This window comes from Alteribacillus persepolensis, assembly GCF_900099605.1.
Classification (GTDB): Bacteria; Bacillota; Bacilli; order Bacillales; family Marinococcaceae; genus Alteribacillus; species Alteribacillus persepolensis.
In genome coordinates this window covers 1-22,208 of record NZ_FNDK01000031.1, presented here as the reverse complement: position 1 = coordinate 22,208, position 22,208 = coordinate 1, and the positions used below count along the sequence as shown (strand labels likewise).

Below are 22,208 nucleotides of genomic sequence, written 5' to 3'. Positions count from 1 at the left end.
GGGGGGTAACACGATGCCTAAGTTTACAATTGTTGATCAAGATACCTGTATTGCATGTGGTGCTTGCGGTGAAACCGCTCCCGACATTTTTGAATATGACGATGAAGGGCTGTCCTTCGTTCATTTAGACAATAATGCAGGTGTTAAAGAAGTTCCCGAGGATTTACACGAGGACTTAGAAGATGCCTTAGATGGCTGTCCAACAGAATCTATTAAGATAGCAGAAGAATCGTTTGACGGAAATCCTACTAAATTTGAAGAGGCAACAGAAGCTTACTGGAAAGCTTAACTAGAGTGATTCTAGTTAAGCTGGTTCCTTTCTTCTCTATCAAGAAATAGCACAGGGAGTGAGTGGATGAATCAGTCAGACAAAGTTTTTGACATTACGATTATTGGAGGTGGGCCTGCCGGACTCTTCACAGCTTTTTATGCTGGTATGCGGCAAATGTCCGTTAATATTATTGAAAGTCTCCCTCACCTCGGAGGGCAGCTGTCTGCTCTCTATCCAGAAAAATATATTTACGATGTTGCTGGGTTTCCCAAAGTAGGAGCACAACAGCTGGTCGATAACTTAATTGAACAGATGAACCAATTTGAACCAGCCGCTCATTTAAATCAAGAAGTGGTTGATATCCACAAAGACAGTAAGGGAAACTTTGAAATTACGACGAATAAAAGCGTTCATTATTCTAAAACAATCATTATTACAGCTGGCAATGGAGCTTTCCAGCCTAAAAAACTTAAGATAGATACAGCTGAACGATATGAAAGTCAAAACTTGCACTATTTTATTAAAGATTTAAACTACTTTAAGAATAAAAGAGTTCAACTGTTCGGCGGAGGGGATTCTGCGGTCGATTGGGCTCTTATGTTGGAACCAATTGCTAAAGAAGTGACAATCGCTCACCGGCGGGATAAATTCCGCGCTCATGAACACAGCGTTGACCAACTAAAAAAATCAGCTGTCCGTATTATGACTCCTTACGTCCCTTCAGAATTAATCGGGGAAAATCGTATTGAGCAGGTCGTTTTAGAAGAAGTAAAAGGCGATGCCAAACAAACAATCGATGTGGATGAAGTGATATGTAATTATGGTTTTGCCTCTACCCTCGGTCCAATCAAAAACTGGGGTCTTGAAATTGAAAAAAACAGCATTGTCGTTAATTCAAAAATGGAGACTAATATAGAAGGTATCTATGCTGTGGGAGACATTTGTACGTATGATGGCAAAGTGAAACTGATTGCCACCGGCTTCGGCGAAGCTCCGGTAGCAGTGAGTAATGCTAAAGTATATATAGATCCAAAAGCTAGAGTACAACCAGCTCATAGTACAAGTGTAATGGGAAACAGTCAAAAAGAAAAGTCTTTCATTTAGTGCTTGATTCATTTTATACGACTTAAATCAACTGAAAAGATTCCAAATTTTCTGGTCTTCAAATGAGATGTTGGCACGGTTATTTCTTCTTGCTTTTCACTGAAAACTAACTCACTCGCTTCATACTGCTTTATACACTGACGTCAACACATCAGCGTAAGTTTTCACCTTTCGTCATGAACAGTATCGAACATTATGTAACGGAAAATACTTTTAAGCAGTCATTAATACATTCTGCAGAAGAATATTCTTTGCACAGAACTTCTCAGTCCTTTGACCTCTTTCAAGGAAAAGAGCAGCAACGCAAATCTGTTTCCATTTTCATTCAAAAACCTTGAGTCCTGGGATTTACAAACTATGACATTCATATATATTTATTTTAGAATGGGAGAGATGTTTAATGGAAAAGCAAGTAACAAAAAAGAATGAACGAGTAGAAGAAGTTTTCAACTTATTTATTAAACATGTGCAAGCATTTTTAAAAGAGGCTGAATTAAATCACCAAGAGTACACGAATTTTGTTCATTGGGCCGACCGCCTCGGCCGATCCGGCGAACTTCCGCTTTATGCAGACGTCTTCCTAGAAACCCACGTGTTAAAAGCTATGTATACAGACATGCCAGGTACACAACCATCTCTCTTAGGACCATATTTTATTGATGGATCACCGCGCCTTGAAGCAGATCCAGGAGAACCGTTTGTGTTAACCCAACGTCCCGATGAGGAAGGAGAAGTCCTCTACTTTAAGGGAAATGTAAGTTCCGTTGATGGTCGAAAGCTTGGAAACACTCGTGTTGAAATGTGGCAGAACGATGCGGGAGGGAAGTACTCTGCTTTTGACTCTGATGCTCCACGCTACAATTTACGAGGACACTTTTATACGGATGAAAATGGAAACTTTGAAGTTAAAACATTCGTGCCGGTACCATATTCTATTCCTGATCAAGGGCCAACCGGGGAATTCCTGGAGTACATGGATCAGCATCCCATGCGTCCTGCTCACCTTCACTTAATGTTCGAAACAGAAGGACACGAGACGTTGATCACGCAAGTATTCTTTGAAGGTGACAAATGGCTGGAAACCGATGTGGCAGAAGGTGTCCGGGAAGAATTAGTGACAAAATTAGAAGACAATGGAAGTCACAAAGAAGCTTCTTTGAACTTCGTAATGAGAAAAGCGTAAATAAACAATCATCATATATAAAAGGAAAAGGGGTTTGAACAACCTCTTTCCTGTCTTTTCTACTTCTATGGATTGATAAGGATGATGAATTATGGTTGCGAAACTAAATAAACTGGTTAATAGTTTCTTAAATGCAATGTCTTATCTCGGCCGAGGAATACTTGTTATTATAGCGTTTCTTATCATTGCAGATGTCTTTTCTGCCAACGTATTAAACCATTCTATTCCGTGGGTCCTAGAGATAACCGAATACCTGCTGGTTTTTCTTACTTTTTTTGGAGCTGCTTGGTTGCTGCGGGAGAATGGCCACATCCAATTCGACCTCGTACTTAACCACTTGCCAGAACGTATAAGGAACTTTTTTACTTTTATCAGTTCTTGTATTGGTTTTATCGTCTCTATCGTTATTACTATTTTCGGCTTTTTGGCAACTATAGAAATGTACACTAAAGGTGCATATACTGATGCCATGCTGCAGATACCCCGTTTCATCTTGTTAATTATAATACCTATCGGTTTCTTATTCCTGACGGTACAATTTCTCAGAAATATCATTTCCTTTATTTCCGGGAACGGAAGGAGACATGTGTAATGGAATGGTGGATTACATTACTTCTAATTTTCGGAGGATTAATTACTTTATTTGTCATAGGCCTCCCTATTGCGTTTGCTTTTTTAACTGTTAATTTGGTAGGAGCCATTTTGCTTTGGAATGGCGCAGCTGGAGTCAATCAATTAGTGTTGAACATTTTTGATTCTGTATCTAAGTTTTCATTACTTCCTATTCCCATGTTTATATTAATGGGAGAAATCATGTTTCGTACAGGGCTTGGGATTAAAGTGTTCGAAACAATTGGTAAGTGGCTTGGTCGTCTGCCGGGACGTTTAAGCATTGTAGCAGTTGGGAGCGGGACGTTTTTTTCTGTGTTAAGCGGATCAAGTGTAGCAAGCACAGCGCTGTTAGGTTCTCTTCTAGTCCCAGACATGCAGAAAAAAGGATACAGTCATGCGATGTCTGTAGGCCCCATCCTCGGAAGTGCAGGTCTAGCAACGATGATTCCACCTACTGCTTTAGGTATTCTATTGGCATCATTAGCCTCTATACCAGTTGGCCACTTTTTGGTCGCCATTTTTATTCCTGGTATATTGCTCGCTCTCTTGTTTCTTATCTACATAGTAGTACGAAGCTATCTTCAACCACATCTTGCTCCAAAATATAATGTAGAGAAAGTACCGCTTTCAGAGAAAATTACTGATACAGTGAAATACATACTTCCGCTGGGAATTGTCGTCTTCTTGTTACTGGGTGTAATTATACTAGGGTTTGGTACGCCCACACAAAGCGCCACTCTAGGAGCAGTTGGAACCGTTATTCTATCCTATTTTTACGGAGGACTAACATGGAAAAGTATTTGGGACTCCCTTACCGGAACCTTTAGATCTAGTGTCATGATCTATATGATTATTATTGGATCCACTACATTTGGCCAAATACTCAGTTATACCGGTGTAACACAGGGGCTTGTACAAATTGTCAGTGAGTTAGAATTCCATCCATTAATTATCCTGATTCTTCTCCAGCTGGCATTACTGATTTTAGGCTGTTTTATGGAACCGCTTTCTATCATGATGATGACGCTCCCGGTTCTAATGCCTATAGCTAGCAGCATGGGTTTTGATCCCCTGTGGTTCGGGGTTATCATATTGCTTAATATGCAAATTGCTACAATTACTCCTCCATTCGGAATGGACCTATTCGCTATGAAATCAGTTATGCCTCGGAATTCGATTACAATGGTTGATATTTACAAAGCAGTTACACCGTTTTTAGTATTAAACGTAGTATTAATGTTCATTCTTATTTTCTTCCCTTCTTTATCTTTATGGCTTCCAAGTCTAATGACACAATAATAGCAAGTGAGACATATAAAAAAGCGAGAAGCTTTCAACAGCCTCTCGCTTTTTTATAATAACAAACCTCCAATAATTAACCCTATCCCACAATAAAAAATAGCAAATGGCATATTCCGCACTGAAATGCGATAGGGGTTTTGCAGAGTGTTCATTGACGTCATTGTAACCGTTACCCCATACGGGCCAACTGTTGCCGTTGCCATGGCTCCTGATATTAATACAATCCCCATACTCAAAGGACTAATTATACCGCTCAAAGGTTGAAGCACTTCCACTAATACGCCCATCGTAACTATAGCATGGATTCCCACAATCCCCATGAATAAAAATAGAAGTTGTATAAAAATCAATATAACTAGCGGTTTATCGGTAAATGCTAAGAACGGTCGCTGAACAAGCTGACTGAATGTCGTTTCACTTAAACTATTCGAAAATAGAGCCAAGGATAAGAATAGCACCATAAAATTTTGCAGTTTATTTGTATTGGCTTTCCAAGTCCTCCATCCAATAATCCAAAACGTTCGCAGCCGCTTCAACAACAATGCCCAAATAAACGTAAATGGAATCAGCACCAGCGTAACCGACAAAATAAAATTCAAATGAAAGTAATTACCCATCATAACTACAACGACCAAGAAAACCATGAGGGCGCTGAGCAGTTTTAAAATATCAAATAATATTTTTTTCGTCTTTAGTGTTTTTGCTCCACTTTTGCCAACATTATAAGGCACCGACTTAAATTTCTTTCGCCCGAATAACCAATCACCGCATATTACAATAACAGAACAAAGAAACAGCCAAGGCAGTATAACAAAAAAGTTGATTCCTATCGAATCTATTGTAATTGCTACTATTATCTCCATAGGGCTCCACGCTTGGGCACAAGCAAAAGCTCTTAAGGTTGCGTTACTTATAAACGAATCTCTTACTCTTTTCTTTACAGCTCTTAAATTACTCTTGAGTACCTCTTGGGATATGGACAACGCTGACAAATTAATAAAAAGTGTTAGCATATAAGCAGTAAATGAGCTTCTAGGATAAAGCCTGCCCAAATCGTTCACGTTAACATTTGATAACTGATTAATACGCCGGTCAAAACGCCCTGCATGAACCACACTAGTCATAAAAGGCAGCACAGTTAAAAACGCCAGTAATGGCATAGTAGAAGTCATCAGTGTAGGAATTTTATAAAAAGGCAGGCCAGAATAACTATAAAAAACGACTCCAGATACACTAAATATGATTCCGAGCGTCCGAAATAACGTACTGGCCCCTGGATAAGACAATATCAACAGTACTATTGCTGCCACGCCTATTGCGTACTCCATATATACATTGGAAATAAAGTAGTTCACAATAAAAACCAGCAGTACACCCGAGTACAACAAATATAAATGTTCTTTAACCCAAACAATCATTAGAAAGACCCCATTTATTTACGTTCCTGATATAACAATCTCCTTCATTAAAAAAAGAGCTGATTTGGTAATCAGCTCATTCAATTTACATGAAAAATATGTTACTCTTCTTTTGTTGTTAATTTTCTTAATTCATCTACAAGTTCCGGCACCTCTCCTTCCAAGTGCTGCCACTCTGTTTCATACGCTGTTTCTAAAAACTTATCCGCCTCTTCCTGTGGCAGTTCAAAGAGCTCCACACCAATAGCCTGCAGTTCTTCAATTTCTTTTTCATCTAGCTCTTCGTAATGCGCTACCATATCTTTCTCATATTCGGCGGTTGCTTGTACAATAGCCTCTTGATCATCTTCTGAAATGTCATTCCACTTATCATCATTCATTAAAATAACGCAGTTTTGGGTCCAAAATGGATGGTCTAATACATACTTCGTAGAATCAGTCCAACCATCTTTTCTCGGGCCATTAAATCCCCCGTATACAAATCCCTCTACCACACCTGTTTGCAGCGATGTATAAACTTCGGATGGATCAATCATCTTTGAGTTAATTCCCAATTCATCAAAAAAACGATTGTAGTTAGGGGCAGAACGGACAGACATACCTTCTAAATCAGCAACTTCATCAATAGGTTCGTTCAACCACAGGCGTGGTGACCCTGTAAGCCAGCGACCTAAATACATTGTATTTAATTCTTTGTGCCGCTCAACCATAAAATCATAAAAACCACTTTCTCGTTCTTCCCAAGGTTCAAGCTGGGATAAAGGTATACTTAAAGATTCTGGAGCCATTGACTGGTACTGACCAATATAAGTGAAGTTAACATCAATTGCACCTGACTGCATCGCTTCAAACTGCTCTCCGATAGGAATAACATCGGCTCCGCCTCTCCAATTGATTTCCACTCTGCCTTCAGTCGTTTCCTCTACTGCCTCTACCCAGTCATGTAACGTTTCTGTCAGCGGATGGTCTTTCGCTAAGAAGCTCACCGCATTCAGCGTGACAGTATTACCTTCTCCTCCCTCAGTGGCTGCCTCATCAGAGCTTGAACAAGCTGCGAAAATGAGCATTGATGAGAGCAAAACGCAATAAATAAATATGAATTTAGCCTTCATTACTATATTCTCCTCCCCTGATGATTACATTTATGAGTATTTACTGAACATAAAATCAACATTTCAGTCTATTTTTCTATCTTTTCTGCGTCGTGACGAGGGTTAATGTAATTTTTATTTTCTTTCAATTTTTCTACCCATCCTTCAGACCGCTCATAACAACTGCCAATTTGCAATACTTTCATGTCTTCATGCGGTTTACCAATAATCTGTAATCCAACTGGAAGGGAATTTTCTGTAAAACCACTGGCCACAGATAATGCCGGAAACCCTAATATATTAGCAAGCGGGGTTTTTCCCAGTGTAAACATATTGCTTATTGCTTGTTCCGGCACCATTGTTCCAATATTAAATGGTTCCTGAACATTGGTAGGTCCAATCAGAGCATCGATGTCCGCCATCTGCCTCAGCGTTTTTTGTATAAATAACTTTCGAGTTCTCTGCGCATTAATATAGTCTTTTGCCGAGATATCACTACCGAATTGGAAACGATATTTCAAATCATTACCATAAATTGCTTCATATTTTTCCAACAGCGGTTCATGGTATGTAATAACTTCCGATTGGGCAATTTTTCTTAAAGCATCCAACGCCTCATCTATCAAAGGCAGTTCTATTGGAATAATTTTTGCTCCTAATTTTTCTAATTGCTGAAAAGCCTTTTCAATTACTCGTTTCACTTCAGGCTCAATACCTGCATACATGTACTTTTCATGAAAACCTAGTGTGATGCCTTTCAAGTTATCCATTGGTTTGTTTAACCAGGACTTATCCAACTTTTCGCTGCTGTCTGTACTGCTTAAAACATTTAACATATGAGCAGCATCATTTACTGTTCTTGTCATCGGTCCTACATGATCAAGAGACCAGCTGAATGGAAAGCTTCCTTCCCGACTCACTAAATCATAAGTAGGTTTAAATCCCACTGTTCCACAGATTGCTGCTGGAAGTCGGATAGAACCCGCAGTATCCGTTCCAAGAGCACCAAAAGCCATTCCCGCTGCTGTTGCAACAGCAGATCCGCCACTGGATCCTCCAGGAATCTTTTTTAAATCCCAAGGATTTTTTGCGTTTCCAAAATGAGGGTTTTCTGTCGTAGCTCCCATCGCAAACTCATGCAGGTTTGCTTTTCCTATAATAACTGCTCCAGCCTGTCTCAATTTTTGAACAGAAACAGCATCTTCATCGGGGAACCAGTTTTCAAAAATTTTGGAGCCTCCAGTCGTACGTACTCCATTTGTTTGAAGGATATCTTTTACAGCAATTGGAATTCCGTGCAATGGCCCTTTATTATTGCCTTGTTGGATATCTGCTTCTGCCCGACGAGCTTCCCCAGCAGCTTCTTCTTCCATTACAGTTATAAATGCATTTAGTTCCGGTTCGTATTTTTTAATACGATCCATTGTTTCTTTCAATAATTCCACAGGGGAAAGTTCCTTATTTTTCATCATAGCGCTGACTGTTTCTATATCTGAAAATAAGAGATTACTCATGTTCTTCCTCCTCCATTTCATCTAGTAAAAAGGAAAAAGCGGGCTCAGTTAGTAATTTCTCGATTTCCTCTCTTTCAAGTATGCCTTCTAAAAAATGAGCTAAAGTCATTTTTTCAGCCTCCTCTTTTTTTATGATGAAGTACTGTTAATCTTTTAAAATACTTTTCATTATTTTCATAGCATTCCAGCCAACTGCTTTTTTAATATCACTCTTTGTATAATCGTTTTTAATCAGCCAGCCAACCATATTTTTCATCGCTTCCGTCGGATTTTCCAACCCCTTGACATATGCTGAGTCCTCAAATGACTCTCCGCTGTGCGAATCAGAAATGCGCAGTATATCATCAAAAGCATTCTGCAGGGCAACATGATCACCATAAAAAGTATCTGGTCCTAATCCAACGTGGTCGATGCCTACTAAGTTTTTTATATACTCAAAGTGCTCCATCACTGATTCTATGGTGTGTTCGGACGAACGTTTAGTTAATGTAGTGTTAGGAGCTGCACATATACCAATTACACCACCTTTTTCTGCACAGGCTTCCAACACATAATCCGGCTTCATCCTAGGCGTATTCCACAAAGCACGAGCGCCTGCATGGGTAATGAAAACCGGATCTTGGCTGAGTTCTATAACATCTATACTTGTTTTGTCACTGCAATGAGAAATATCAATAATCATCCCTAATTGATTCATTCTTTCAACTACACGGCGGCCAAAGTTTGTTAATCCACCGTCATTTTTTTCAGCCAAGCCTGTACCCAGTGTGTTTGATTCATTGTAGGTAATCCCCATGCATCGAATCCCTAGACCATAGAGAATGTCCACTCTATTCACTTCATTTTCTAAAATGTTCGCTGTCTCCAAGGATGGCAATACCGCTACTTTCTTTTTTTGTTTTGCCTGCTGTAAATCTTTATAAGAACTTGCGATAAACACAGTGTCTTGCTTTTGTATATCTGCATATCTCATCCCTAGCATGTAAATCACGTCATCCCATTTCAGACCGTTTTTTGAAGTAATAATCGTTATACCATCCATGAAGTTCTCAAACATAACGTCCATTCCTGACTTGGCGATTCCTTCATAATGAAAGGCCGTATGCAATTCACCACAGTATGGCAAAATGTCTTCACTTTTTTCAGGAACGATAAAACCGTGATCCCGCAATGACACGACAGGATGCTTCGTGAATATTTCTTTTAGGTTTGCCTCCTGTTCCTCTGTCAAATCTAGCGAAAAAGGCGGGACTCGTTCTAAATCATCATCTAGTTCATATTTCTTATAATCCTTATTAGCGGTCAAATAATCATACGATTGATAACCATTGTATTCTTTAAGGTTCATCGGTATCATCTCGCTTTCCCCTTTGCTGATAGCTTTTTCTCCTGCAGCATAACCGTTTTATTTGATGATGAACTAATTATAAGATATTTAAAAAATTTAAACAATGAGAAAATTTCATATTTAGAAACAAATCCTAAATAGAATAAACACTGATAGTCAATATCTTATTTGCTGAATAAAGTTATCTTGACTAATTTATTGCACAATTTTTCATAAAAACTGATAGGCGTGATGATCAACTTTGAAAAGCACTGAGCAATGGGAACCTCTAATAACTAAGGCATTGTTTCTTATAAAGAAACAATGCCTCGGTTGCAATTAAACAGGTTTTTACGATTAATTTTTCCATATAAATACATTGCTTACAATCTTCAAATCATGAAAACCTCCGCCGATACTATCTCCTAGATGGTACCGATGAGATTTTGGTCCAACTGTCCTGACCCTCGTATAATCTGATTTACTATAATCCAGCAGATTTTTAAACAGGTTAAACACCTAGATTACAACGTTCACTTATGATAAGTAATACCGTGGTAATGGACATATTCTTTTAACCCAGCTTTTCCTCGTTCCCAGCCAATTCCGCTTTGCTTCACTCCGCCAAAAGGCACTTCATGCATTCCTAAAGAGGAATCCACGCTCCCATTAATACCGGTAACACCAGACTCTATCTGTCTTGCTGATAAAAGAAGTTTTATCCGTGCTTGCCTTATAATAAAATAAACGAAACAGCCTTTAACAAGCATATTAGAAAGGAGGAAGCAGATGACATGGAATATTTCGGAAAGTACAGCAAACAAATCATAGAGACGATTTTGGAGAAGTCGGATTATTGGTTCGTTGTGGTAGACGAGAATGGGCTTATTACATATCTCGGTGAGAATTACAGTGAGTTTTTAGGGATAGACCGGGCAAAGGCAATCGGAAAACCGGTTCAAGATATTATTGAAAACACGAGAATGCACATTGTCGTCCAGACCGGAAAAGAAGAAACCGCTGATTTACAATACATCCGCGGCAATCATATGATTGCGAGCCGTACACCGGTATGGGCCGACGGCAAAGTGGTCGGAGCGGTCGGCACCGTTCTTTACCGCGATCCCCAAGAGTTGATGAACATGAACAGCCAAGTGAAAGACTTTCTCTTGCAGATGGACTATTACCGCAAGCAGCTTGAAAGCCAAAATGGAGCCACGTACTCTCTTCATGATGTAGTCGGCAGTTCAGCGGCATTAAATCAAGTAAAAGAAAAAATCAAAAAAGTGGCTTCTGGTGATGTATCTGTTCTTCTTCGCGGGGAAAGCGGAACGGGAAAAGAATTGTTTGCCCATAGCATTCATCAATTAAGCGAGCGGCATACGAAACCTTTTGTTAAAGTGAATTGCGCAGCTATCCCCGACCACTTACTGGAATCGGAGCTGTTTGGCTATGAAGAAGGCGCCTTTACGGGGGCTCAAAAAGGCGGGAAGCCTGGGAAATTTCAGCTCGCTCACGGCGGGACGCTTTTTCTTGATGAAATTGGTGATATGCCAAAAGATGCTCAGGTGAAAATATTGCGCTCCCTGCAAGAAGGAGAAGTTGAACGAATCGGGTCAGTCACTCCCGAAAAAGTCGACGTACGTATTATCACTGCCACCAATCAGCCTTTGGAGAAATTAATTGAAGAAAACCGTTTCCGTGAAGATCTGTTTTACCGAATTAACGTCATTCAAATCGAAATTCCACCGCTTCGTACACGTCCCGAAGACATTCGTATTACTGCCAAGTACATGCTTCATCATATTACAAATCGTACTGGCAAACGCGTCGTCGACTTTAACTCGGAGGTAATAGACTTCTTTACTGCTTATTCTTGGCCCGGTAATGTCCGCGAACTTGAAAATGTTATTGAATCTGCAGTCCATTTAACAAACACGGAAATCATCACAAAAGAAGACCTGCCCGAACACTTGCAGCCCACTGCTTCTCCTGCTCCTGTCCAAAGAGGAAGCTTAAAAGAAATTCTTGAACGAACAGAAAGACAAGCTATTCTGCAAGCCCTTCAAGAAACAAATGGTAATAAATTAGAGGCTGCAGCCAAATTAAATATTGGAAAATCAAGCTTTTACGATAAAGTGAAAAAGTACCGATTATGAACTCCAAAAAAACGGAATTATTTCCGAATTAACGGAAACTGTTGTTCCCCCCCTTTCAACAACTAAAAGAATAACATCATCAAATACCCTCTTTCCGAATTATCGGAAAGAGCTTTTTTATTTTTTGCCCCATTTCCTGTTATAACGCTTGCTGCTATCCCTCAGCGACTTGGCACAAATCTTGCTTTTCAATAAAACAAAGAGAAAAAGGAGGATGTCTTATGGTCACAGATAAGGTTGTTTTTATTACAGGAGCTGCAAGCGGGATTGGATATGAAATCGGTGCCGCATTTGCCCGCAGCAGAGCAAAAGTAATACTTTCTGATATTCATCACGAAAAATTGAAAGCGGTTACCAACGAGTTGAGAGAGAAGGGATATGAGTGCATGGGCTTGCCTTGTGACGTCACAAAAGAAGAAGATATTCAACAGGCTGTTAATCAAACGGTGGAAACTTACGGGCGAATCGATGTTTTAATCAATAATGCTGGTCTTCAGCATGTCGCTTCAATGGAAGAATTTCCAACGGAGAAATTTGAGCTTATGACAAAAGTGATGCTTGTCGCGCCATTTATGGCCATGAAGTACGTTTTGCCGATGATGAAAAAACAGGGAAACGGCCGCGTGATTAATATGGCTTCTATCAACGGGCTCATTGGTTTTGCGGGAAAAGCCGCTTATAACAGTGCGAAACATGGTGTAATTGGATTAACAAAGGTAGCTGCTCTAGAAGGTGCTGAGCATGGAATTACCGTAAACGCCATGTGCCCCGGCTATGTTGATACACCCCTCGTTCGAAATCAAATGGAAGATTTAGCAAAAAATCGCGGTGTATCTGTCGAAAAGGCACTAGAAGAAGTTATTTATCCACTTGTTCCACAAAAACGCCTCATCGATGTCCAGGAAGTGGCCGACTATACGATGTTTTTGGCAAGTGAGCAGGCAAAAGGAATTACAGGGCAGGCTGCTGTTCTTGATGGCGGCTACACCGCTCAGTAATTTGTATAAGAGCAGGCGTTAAAAAGGAGGAGTTTGCATGTTCGGCATCATACTAGGCCTCATTGTATTAATGGCACTCGCTTACCTTGGCTGGTCCATTATCTGGGTCGCACCCATTGCCGCTGGCGTTGTCGCCTGGACAGGAGGGCTTGATCTGCTTGAAGCCTACACAGATACCTACATGGGCGGCTTTGTCGGTTTCGCGAAGAGCTGGTTTCCTGTATTTATGCTTGGTGCTGTCTTTGGGAAGCTGATGGAAGACACTGGGATGGCACGATCTGTCGCTGTTGCTTTCACAAAGGTTATCGGCACAAAACGAGCTATCCTGGGAGTTCTCGTTTCCTGCGCTGTTTTAACATATGGAGGCGTTAGTTTATTCGTTGTTGTCTTCGCTGTTTATCCCTTGGCTTTAACTTTATTCCGCGAAGCAAACATAAGCAGACGCCTCATTCCTGGAACTGTCGCATTAGGAGCTTTCACCTTTACAATGACAGCTGTACCCGGGACACCGCAAATTCAAAACCTGATTCCAACCGAGCACTTTGGAACAAACGCAATGGCTGCCCCGGTTATGGGAATTGCAGCTGCCATCGTCATGGCTGTCGGCGGATACCTTTACTTGCGTTGGCGTGAGAAACAATTGACAGCTAAGGGAGAAACATATACAGAGCCAAAAGATAACAACGTATTCAACGCAGAAGGCGCTGCGCCTCCCTTCATGTTATCAATCATTCCTTTACTAACCGTACTTGTTACATTAAACGTGTTCAACTGGGATATCGTTGTCGCTCTCCTGTCAGGTATCATCCTTATTATGCTGTTAAACCTTTCAAAATTCAAAGGATTCATCAAGTCTATTAACGAAGGTGCGGGAGGATCTGTGATTGCGATTATCAATACAAGTGCCGCTGTTGGCTTTGGAACGGTAGTGCAAGCAGTTCCTGGATTTGAACGTCTTACTGCCTTGTTGATGGGTATCCGCGGTAATCCATTAATCTCAGAAGCGGTGGCGGTAAATATTTTAGCCGGGGCTACAGGATCAGCTTCCGGCGGTATGGGAATTGCACTCGAAGCTCTCGGGGTGCGCTACTATGAAATAGCTATGGAAACCGGCATCGACCCCGAAGCGTTCCACCGCGTTGCCTCCCTTGCATCCGGCGGTCTTGATGCCCTGCCACATAACGGCGCGGTGCTGACCTTGCTTACAATCACCGGAATGACACACAAAGACAGTTACAAAGATATCTTTGTTGTTGCTGTCCTGATTCCAGTTCTCTCCGTCGGCGTTGCTATTCTTTTAGCATCTCTTGGCATCTATTAATAGCACCATACAAACCGGCGCTTTCTAATGAGCGTCCGGTTTCTTGTTAATTTCATAATATCCTGCGAAAGAGGTCCAATTCTACCATCAAGATTGAACCTTCCTCTTTTTATTGCACGCATGTAAAACTGGATGCGTCGTTGATATTACCAGTACCATTATGTTTCGGCCATGCAGGATACTCACATAATGGGCGTGTTCTATCATGATTACGGTCTTTTGCAACTAAATTTGTCGGCTCGTCCCCTTCTACTACCCATTCATCTAATTCTCCTAATAAGTCAGCCGTCATGGTGAATGTGCCTCCTCCGTGTCCATAGCCCGGGACCATATAGAACTTCATAAAATCATGTAGCTTACCGCCAAAACGATCTTGCAGTTTTTCATAATATTCAATGGTTCCATAAGGAGTGACAACCTCATCTGCTGTGCCATGAACTAAAATTACTTTTCCTCCTAGTGCTTTAAAAGCAGACAAGTTTGGATCGGAAGCCTCAAGAAGTTTTGAAGCATCTTTAATTTCTTTTTTCCAGTTATTTAGATCAAATGTTAATGAATCAAAATTTTGATCTTTTGTTACTTTGTAGCGAAGAACCTGATCAGAAAATTGGCCCATGGCGCCGAATTCTTTATAGGATGACGGAGTTGGTGTTGCTCCGAATTGTCTTCCTAAATTGGCACCAGCAAGCTGAGAATAGCCTGCAATTGAATCGAACTGGTTATCAAGTTTAAAATCAAATTCCAAAGGGGAGTTGAATACTTTAATAACATCGATCTGAGCATCAGTGATTCCAGCGTCTTTTAATTTAGTAAAAATTTGTTCTGTTTTACCCGAGCATGCTTCCGTATTACTGATAATTCCGTCCTGAGCGCCGTCCAAAGTATCGCACACGTTCATAACTGTATTATAAATGATTTCGTTGTCATCCGGACTGATCCAGCCTTCACCGCCATTTTGATACAACGCCTGAGTATTGCGATTGTCTTGAATCGCTTTGGCAATCCAATTGTAAACAGGATATAAAACAACCGCACCATCATAGTCTTGCGGCCAGCGCTGAATAGCAACCAGGCCTTCACGTCCTCCTTCTGAGCCCCCTGAAAAATATACGCGGCTTGGTTCTTCTTGGTAATACTTTTCAATAATCTCTATCGCGGTATCATATGTTTTCTTGAGCTGATCGCCAGCAAAGTTTTCTAACGATTCCTCGTTTGCAGCAAAACTCCCATCCCAATCATCAGTTGATTGGTGACCTGAATCACTTCCAAACGTGACATAACCTTTCTCCAGTGGCGTGGGGCTTCCCTCTGGATCGTAACGATTGTTATCTAAACCCGTTACCAAGACGCCGTTAAAGCCGCCTCCCCCCATTTGCAGGACTTTTTGATTCCAACTCATAGGTAAGTTCACTTGAAAGTTGATGTCCGGAGCAGTAGAATCAACTGGATGAATCGCACCGTTTACTTGGCAATATTCGTCGCTGCTGGTATCCGATATAAAGTCAGCAGAAGTAATTTCAGCTCCTGACGTCCTTAATCCAATGACTGATTTTGAAATACTCATTCCAACGAAATCCTCACATTTTTCCTTCCCACCATCCACGGGGATATCCTTCGTTTCTTTTGCAAAACTGTGGCTTGAGACGACCGTACTTAGGACTAGTAAAACAATAAGTAAAAAGGTTTTCGACATCGATTTATCCATCTAGTGTATTGCCTCCTTTTTCATTTTGTACGCTGTTTCTTTTTCGATGATGTTACATGTTTTTACGAATAAAAATGATGTTGTCAGCTGACTATCACCCCCTATCTTCTGAGTAGGTGCACGCTTACAATTTTTGCATCTTTTTGGACAAGACCTCCCTTAGTTTATAATATTCTAAATATTATAAACTTAATAATACATTAAACAGTGGCAAATAGAAATATGTTTTTATGACGAACGTAAAATAAATACCACTTGATGGTATGTCAACAATAAATTGAACAGATTTTTAAAGGTTCATAGACTTATATTCAGCCGGTTTTAAGTAATCTAGCGATCCATGAAGTGGTATACAGCTACATTTATATAAGGAAGAATAGAAAGAGAGGAAGCCTTACCCCACAGCAGCATAAGTGAATCTAAAAAAAGCACCTTATTAGGCGCTTTTGAGGATAGTGCTGATTTTAGCATAAGAATAACTTATATCTCATAATTAGGTGGGGACATATCAAAATTTCTATAATAACTTACTATTTGTCCTCTATGATGGGCTTCATGATCTATCAGGTCCAATAAAACTTCGTAAAATGGTGTTTCTATGGTGTTAATTGGGATCATTATGTTCAGGATATCGTCACCAAGGTCATCAATGTAACCCTTTGTTGTCTTTGTTACATTTAACGTGTAATCGAGAAGTTGACGTTTTGACTTCACCTCCGCTTCATTTAATTGATGCTCAATATTGAAACCTGCTCTCTGAAACATTTCAATTTCCCACTCCATGATATGGAGCACCTGTTTAATAAAACTATATTGTTTTTTTGGTGAGTGTCCGAATACTTCGTCACTGGATTGTTCAATCAATTGAATGGTTCTTTTGCGAGTTCGTTCCCATTGCTTACAGTAATATCCAATCCACTTATCCTTCATGTGTATACACCTCATTGGATGAAACTAAAGGTTTCTCTTCCACGTTCGTTGAATGTATCTTTTTGTTTATAATACCGGTTAACACTAATAAAAGACATAACAACCAGCCGTATTGAGAGACGCTCAAAACGCTACTCAAAGCAATAAACATTAAAAGTCCAAATACGTATCCTAGACGAGTAAATGTCATGAGAAATGCAAACACCCTGCCCTTATGAGTATCAGTTGCATTATGCATGACACTAGATTCAAACGAAATATTTAGTAAACCTTGAGGGATATTCATTAATAGTATGAAGACTAGGAAAAACCAAAAGTTGTTTAGAGAAAAGGTTACAGCCAATAATACTCCGTATAGTGTAACCATTGTTAAAGAAAAATTCGCTAATTTATTTTGGTTTTCTAAGACAGATTTTTTTATAAACTTTTTCGCAATTAATCCTAATGCAAGAAAGCCTACGGCAGTTGCAGTATACCCATATGCAATACCTGTATCCCCCATTAAAAAGTGAGTCAAGATTATAGTATTAAACATAATATTAACTGCCCCTGTTACGAAATCTCGCATACCGTTCATCAAGAATGTGCTTTTGAGTAAACTTGATTCTTTTACCAGAGAATACCCTTCTTTTAGTTGTTTAACATAGGAAGTTTGTTCAAAAACCTTTTCTGTTGAGGGGGTATATTTAACAAAAAATACAAACACAGCAGAGAGTAAGTACATGAAAGCCGAAAGTAAAAGGACATTATGCGTTCCAAGAAAAGCTAGTATTACCCCGCCAATGGCGGTAGATACCGCCATGGTAACATTAAAACTCACCAGTAAAATATTGTTTGCAGCGACAATATCATCTTTGTCAATAATTTGAGGTATGAACGCAGATCGCGCAGGTATGAATATTGCAGAAAAAACATTTGTAATAAATACTATGGCTAGGCCTAGTAATAATTGTTCGAGATAAACAGAGAAGACCAAAGCTATCCCTAAAACAAAACGAATAAAATCAAGATAAATGATCAGCTTCTTTTTATTAAATTTATCAATAAACGGGCCGGAAAAAAAGGACACCGTGATTTGGGGAATAATTGCAAGTAAAAACAAAATGCCAGTTGCATTTGCACTACCAGTTAAATGAAACACAAAACCTATAAGTGATATTGTTTTTATCCAGTCACCGAAAACAGAAAACAGTTGACCAAAATATAAGTTTCTAAAACTTCCATTACGTTTTACAAGCATCTATACTTCCTCCCTTAAAAAAGAAAGATCTGAATAACAAGATGTCAATCAGATCAAAACAAACTACCCTTACGTGCTTATCACTGTAGTTTTTGACTCTTCTTTCCAATCTTTCGCCTCTTGCATGCTGCCTACGGCATATTCGAGTGCTTTTCTTTGTTCAGGCGGCATAAGCTCAACCATAATATTTGCAAACCAAACCTTACCTTCATCAGTCAAAATAAACTCATCTGCTGTTTGATATATCATATTTTTTGATTCCAACTCATTAAGCTTTTGATAGTAATACGTATCCAAGTTGTATTTAGCTAGCTGTTTTTTGCCAATTCTCATTTTTTTAGGGAAAAAGATCAAACCTCGTTCGTAAGCATGATATTTCATCGCCCTGCCAATAGGTAAAATATCTTTATTAACCATTTCAATATAGGTTTTTACATCGCCGACGTTGTCATAAGACAAACCTTTAAATGTTGAATGTCCCCCTATTCCAAGTGCAAAGAATTCATCTTCATAATTCCCATAAATTGTTTCACTGAATTTGAATCGTTTATACTTTGCATCCTTTTTTGTGAAAGTGTATACATAATTTTGGAAGTATCCACTTTGATTCAAAGTATCATATATTAATTTGTTTTGATTAATTTTTTCCAAGGGTAATGGTGGTGTTGGATATCTATTTTTATTGATCTTGCTAAGAAAGTTCTTCTCAGCTGCGAGGTATTCAAGTGGGTAAACGTCGATACTAGATGTGTTCAAGGCAATTGATTTGTGTAAATCCTCCAAAATTTCAGCGGAGGTTTGACCCGGAAGGTGATAGAGAAGATCCATATTACATGCATTAAAATAATGCATCATAAGATCCCTAGTATGTTGTACTTGTTCATCAGACCATTGTAAATTGAACATCTTCTTAAACTTTTGATTGAATGTTTGTACACCAAAACTTCCTCTATTTACACCTACTTCAGTCATCGCTTTGACCCGGTCCTCAGTTGTAGTTAATGCAGCACATTCAAATGTCCATTCATAATCATCAGCTAAATCAAAGTTAGATGTTATCGCTTCACCTAAACGTTTAATTTGATCAGGTTTTAAAACAGATGGTGTCCCTCCCCCAATATATATTGAATCTATTTTTCTTCCTTTCAGTCTCGGAGTGGATGACAGCTTTTTAATTTCTTTGACAAGGGCGTCAACATAGGGTACAAGGTTCTCTGCATATTTAGTAGTCTTGATAAAAGGACAAAAGGTACATATAGTATCACAGAAAGGAATATGTAAATATAAGCTAGTAAGCCCTTCTGTATTTGTATCTTCATTTAAATAATCTTTTACTAAGGCTGGAGCATGGTCTTTTGTTGTTTCAAGGTTTCCAGTTACAGGATAGAAAAAGTTCCAAAGTGCCGGTATTTCATCAAAAGGCATATTATTAATGTTCAAATTCATAAGAACTCACCCCATAAAAAATTTTTAAAAGTGCGGAAATGGAAAACCGCACTTTTAATGTAGACTGTTGCTATCAAGAAACGGTCCAACTATAATAATTAGTATTAAACAACCAGCCATTCTGTTCTCATATTTATCACCTCCTCTGTAGGATTAATAATTAACCGTGTACCCAATCAAAGACAAAAGTATCGATGCAAGAGGAAAACAAAGGAGTAATTATCATTTCTATCACACTTCCTTTTGTTTTCTTTAATGTTATGTAATTCTAGTGAAGTAAGCAAAGTGTCTCAGTTAGCGATATGAATGATTTCATCACGTATAATTCTCACAGTTTAAAATTTACAGATTATTTTAAACTCTTGTATTCATTTATGAATATCTCAAAAGGTGAGTTGTCTATGTATGGAGTTGGTGAGGTTATTCGCGATTTACGAGAATATTTAGGGTTATCACAAGCAGAAGTATGTAAGGGGGTGTGTAGTCAATCAGAAATAAGCAAGATCGAAAGAGGCATTGTAATTCCATATATAACTACTTTTACAAAAATTGCAGAGAATTTGGGGATTGAGCCAAGTTATTTATTACTGCAAGCAAAGGAAAAAGAGATCGAATACGTACATCAAGTAAAAAGTGATATTAATTATCTCATTAATGATAAACAATTTAATGAACTAAAACACAAACTCAAACTCTTGAAAGAGGAACCCATTTTCAAAAAGAGTGAGTATAGAAATTACTTAGAATGGGTGAGTGCTTTAATTATTTATTATCAAGATAAAAATATCGAAAAATCCCTTCATATTATTAACTCATTAATTCCCATCCATAAAAAAATAAATGCTTATAACCAGCAAGATCTTAGTATCATCAATTCCAAAGCAATAATAATTTCTTCACAAGGTAAAATCGAGGAAGGTATAAAAATATTTGAATTGATTAATAGAATTTGTAAATATCCTAAGGGTATAGATATAAAGTTCATCATAAAGAATTGCTATAATTTATCCAAGTCCTATTCGTTGGTAAACAAATATAAAGACTCTTTGTACTTTGCTAATAAGGGAATAAGATTAAATATTGATCATGAGATGATGATAGTTCTTGGTGAATTACTTTATCAAAAGTCAAATTATTATCAGGTTAAAGGAAACAAAAATAAGGCTGTATCCCTCATTAACGCAGCACTCACAATTTTTGAATTAAAAGACGATAAAAATTCAGCAAATAAAATTAAAGAATTGAAATTCACTATGGACAAGGATTAAATTTATTAACTTATTTTACTTCTATGTCTCGGTTTTAAAAACAGAATAAAAAGTAGTAGCAATTTTGGTGATGTCTGTATAAGACTTTGCCTGCTTGACAAGGTTACATTAAAAAGGTAATGCTAGACTCATTTGCTCCGTTATTCACTACTTCACTTATACGTCTTCATTTTACGCCGCAAGTTCTCCTGAACAAGTGAAAGATGTGGAGACATGCGTCAAAGATGTGTGTGATTGAAGTGTATGGGCTTGAATTTAGAGATTTAAACGCAAATGAGGAGCTCGATCCTTATGAGGTACTGGAGACTTCCTGTGGAAAAGGGAGTTGACAATCTCATCTCATAAATGCGGCAAAACTGATCATGCGGGCAAATCTGGAAAACCAGACCATGCCGGAAACCCTCATAAAGGTAATTAACGTACACATCTGAGGAAGCACGGGGATTTCCCATGCTTCTGTTGACTCTTTCCCTTCTCCTCTTTAAGATGATAGGCGACCCTGAGTTCATTGGAAAGATGCAGGTACCGTTCTAAATACCAAACCTGCTTGTCAGTTAATGTCTCATACCTCTTGTTAAACACATGCTTCATGCGCTTGCATTTCTTCCGATCATACTCATGGAAGTTTTTTGCACTCTTCTTCTCACACGATCCAAGGCTCAAAAGACATACCGGTGTTGCATTTTTTGGGTGCGATAATCATGAACCCGTTTCGTCCGTTCCCCACACGCGGGACAACGGTGCACTTTCTTCACGATCGTCTCTTCTAAGCCAGGGATATTCATGGTAAAATGCATATACACGCAGCTCCTATCCTTTTCTTGTTTCGGCACAATTCAAGTGTAAAGGATAATGGAGTTTGCGTGTTTTTTATGCCCAATTTTCTAAAACTCTAACAAATATTGTAGAGCCCAAAAGGGAAAATGATAACAGCCCCAACAAACTTTCATACACAAAAAAGCTGTCAGATTATACTCTGACAGCTTATCGGTTGCCTGGCAGCGTCCTACTTTCACAAAGGGTTTCCCCTTCATTATCATCGGCGCAAAAGAGCTTAACTTCCGTGTTCGGCATGGGAACGGGTGGAACCTCTTTGCTATCGCCACCAGGCTTGGGTACAGGATATGCATCCTGTTCTTTATATAGATGGGATTGCTCCCTCAAAACTGCATAACGAATGCGAAGAGCCTCTTCGAGGCGCTTTCCTTTGTGTTGGATAAGCCCTCGACCGATTAGTATCTGTCAGCTCCACGTGTCACCACGCTTCCACCTCAGACCTATCAACCTTGTCATCTGCAAGGGGTCTTACTAGCTTGGCG

Annotated in this window: 19 protein-coding genes, 2 rRNA genes and 1 pseudogene; 9 read left to right on the top strand and 13 right to left on the bottom strand. The window is 39.1% G+C overall.

The window, feature by feature from the left end:
* The first annotated feature begins 13 nt into the window (after positions 1-13).
* The 5 genes from BLT18_RS16175 to BLT18_RS16155 all read left to right on the top strand — a co-directional run bounded on the left by BLT18_RS16175 (position 14) and on the right by BLT18_RS16155 (position 4,469).
* Positions 14-289 (top strand): ferredoxin, encoded by a 276-nt coding sequence (locus BLT18_RS16175; protein WP_091276373.1) that lies wholly within the window; start codon positions 14-16, stop codon positions 287-289.
* Between the two features lie 66 nt (positions 290-355).
* Entirely contained in the window at positions 356-1,375 is a 1,020-nt protein-coding gene (locus BLT18_RS16170; RefSeq protein ID WP_091276371.1) for an NAD(P)/FAD-dependent oxidoreductase, read from the top strand.
* A 400-nt stretch (positions 1,376-1,775) separates the two neighbouring features.
* On the top strand, positions 1,776-2,558 hold the full coding sequence (locus tag BLT18_RS16165; RefSeq protein ID WP_091276369.1) for a dioxygenase family protein: 783 nt from the start codon (positions 1,776-1,778) through the stop codon (positions 2,556-2,558).
* Between the two features lie 91 nt (positions 2,559-2,649).
* Complete coding sequence (locus tag BLT18_RS16160) at positions 2,650-3,150, top strand: TRAP transporter small permease (protein ID WP_091276366.1); 501 nt, start codon at positions 2,650-2,652, stop codon at positions 3,148-3,150.
* Positions 3,150-4,469 (top strand): TRAP transporter large permease, encoded by a 1,320-nt coding sequence (locus BLT18_RS16155; RefSeq protein WP_091276363.1) that lies wholly within the window; start codon positions 3,150-3,152, stop codon positions 4,467-4,469. Before BLT18_RS16160 ends, BLT18_RS16155 begins: the two co-directional genes overlap by 1 nt.
* Before the next feature lie 53 nt (positions 4,470-4,522).
* Here the strand turns inward: BLT18_RS16155 and BLT18_RS16150 are convergent, their stop codons facing one another.
* The 5 genes from BLT18_RS16150 to BLT18_RS18815 form a co-directional block, all read right to left on the bottom strand.
* Positions 4,523-5,890 carry a hypothetical protein gene (locus tag BLT18_RS16150; RefSeq protein WP_091276360.1) on the bottom strand — a complete coding sequence of 456 codons (1,368 nt, stop codon included), beginning with the start codon at positions 5,888-5,890 and terminating at the stop codon, positions 4,523-4,525.
* A gap of 101 nt (positions 5,891-5,991) precedes the next feature.
* Positions 5,992-7,002, bottom strand: coding sequence for a TRAP transporter substrate-binding protein DctP (dctP, locus tag BLT18_RS16145; protein WP_091276358.1), 1,011 nt, complete (start codon positions 7,000-7,002; stop codon positions 5,992-5,994).
* 68 nt (positions 7,003-7,070) lie between these two features.
* Entirely contained in the window at positions 7,071-8,495 is a 1,425-nt protein-coding gene (locus BLT18_RS16140; protein WP_091276353.1) for an amidase, read from the bottom strand.
* Positions 8,496-8,640: 145 nt separating this feature from the next.
* Positions 8,641-9,852 carry a dipeptidase gene (locus BLT18_RS16135; protein WP_245705302.1) on the bottom strand — a complete coding sequence of 404 codons (1,212 nt, stop codon included), beginning with the start codon at positions 9,850-9,852 and terminating at the stop codon, positions 8,641-8,643.
* A gap of 503 nt (positions 9,853-10,355) precedes the next feature.
* Complete coding sequence (locus tag BLT18_RS18815) at positions 10,356-10,592, bottom strand: aldehyde dehydrogenase family protein (protein WP_139184758.1); 237 nt, start codon at positions 10,590-10,592, stop codon at positions 10,356-10,358.
* Between the two features lie 24 nt (positions 10,593-10,616).
* On the opposite strand from BLT18_RS18815, the gene BLT18_RS16130 reads away from it, so the two are divergent.
* The 3 genes from BLT18_RS16130 (at position 10,617) to BLT18_RS16120 (ending at position 14,300) form a co-directional block, all read left to right on the top strand.
* A complete protein-coding gene (locus BLT18_RS16130) occupies positions 10,617-11,981 on the top strand; it encodes a sigma-54 interaction domain-containing protein (RefSeq protein WP_091276350.1) in 1,365 nt (454 codons plus the stop codon).
* Positions 11,982-12,202: 221 nt separating this feature from the next.
* A complete protein-coding gene (locus BLT18_RS16125) occupies positions 12,203-12,979 on the top strand; it encodes a 3-hydroxybutyrate dehydrogenase (protein WP_091276349.1) in 777 nt (258 codons plus the stop codon).
* Positions 12,980-13,016: 37 nt separating this feature from the next.
* Positions 13,017-14,300 carry a GntP family permease gene (locus tag BLT18_RS16120; RefSeq protein ID WP_091276346.1) on the top strand — a complete coding sequence of 428 codons (1,284 nt, stop codon included), beginning with the start codon at positions 13,017-13,019 and terminating at the stop codon, positions 14,298-14,300.
* A 109-nt stretch (positions 14,301-14,409) separates the two neighbouring features.
* On the opposite strand, the gene BLT18_RS16115 is transcribed toward BLT18_RS16120, so the two are convergent.
* From BLT18_RS16115 to BLT18_RS16100, 4 genes are all read right to left on the bottom strand, one after another.
* Entirely contained in the window at positions 14,410-16,005 is a 1,596-nt protein-coding gene (locus tag BLT18_RS16115) for a tannase/feruloyl esterase family alpha/beta hydrolase (RefSeq protein ID WP_091276344.1), read from the bottom strand.
* A 480-nt stretch (positions 16,006-16,485) separates the two neighbouring features.
* Positions 16,486-16,935 (bottom strand): DinB family protein, encoded by a 450-nt coding sequence (locus BLT18_RS16110; protein ID WP_175487570.1) that lies wholly within the window; start codon positions 16,933-16,935, stop codon positions 16,486-16,488.
* A complete protein-coding gene (locus BLT18_RS16105; RefSeq protein ID WP_091276339.1) occupies positions 16,925-18,175 on the bottom strand; it encodes an MFS transporter in 1,251 nt (416 codons plus the stop codon). Before BLT18_RS16105 ends, BLT18_RS16110 begins: the two co-directional genes overlap by 11 nt.
* 69 nt (positions 18,176-18,244) lie before the next feature.
* Positions 18,245-19,621, bottom strand: a complete 1,377-nt coding sequence (locus tag BLT18_RS16100; protein WP_091276337.1) for a coproporphyrinogen-III oxidase family protein — start codon at positions 19,619-19,621, stop codon at positions 18,245-18,247.
* 401 nt (positions 19,622-20,022) lie between these two features.
* Here BLT18_RS16100 and BLT18_RS16095 point away from each other — a divergent pair, with 401 nt between their 5' ends.
* Complete coding sequence (locus BLT18_RS16095) at positions 20,023-20,889, top strand: helix-turn-helix domain-containing protein (protein ID WP_175487569.1); 867 nt, start codon at positions 20,023-20,025, stop codon at positions 20,887-20,889.
* A gap of 477 nt (positions 20,890-21,366) precedes the next feature.
* On the opposite strand, the pseudogene BLT18_RS16090 reads toward BLT18_RS16095, so the two are convergent.
* The 4 genes and pseudogenes from BLT18_RS16090 to BLT18_RS16075 all read right to left on the bottom strand — a co-directional run.
* Positions 21,367-21,548: pseudogene (locus BLT18_RS16090) on the bottom strand (transposase); the annotation flags it as partial.
* A complete protein-coding gene (locus BLT18_RS18580; RefSeq protein ID WP_407639935.1) occupies positions 21,549-21,674 on the bottom strand; it encodes a transposase family protein in 126 nt (41 codons plus the stop codon).
* 208 nt (positions 21,675-21,882) lie between these two features.
* A 5S ribosomal RNA gene (gene rrf, locus BLT18_RS16080) occupies positions 21,883-21,999 on the bottom strand.
* Positions 22,000-22,101: 102 nt separating this feature from the next.
* A 23S ribosomal RNA gene (locus BLT18_RS16075) occupies positions 22,102-22,208 on the bottom strand; the annotation flags it as partial.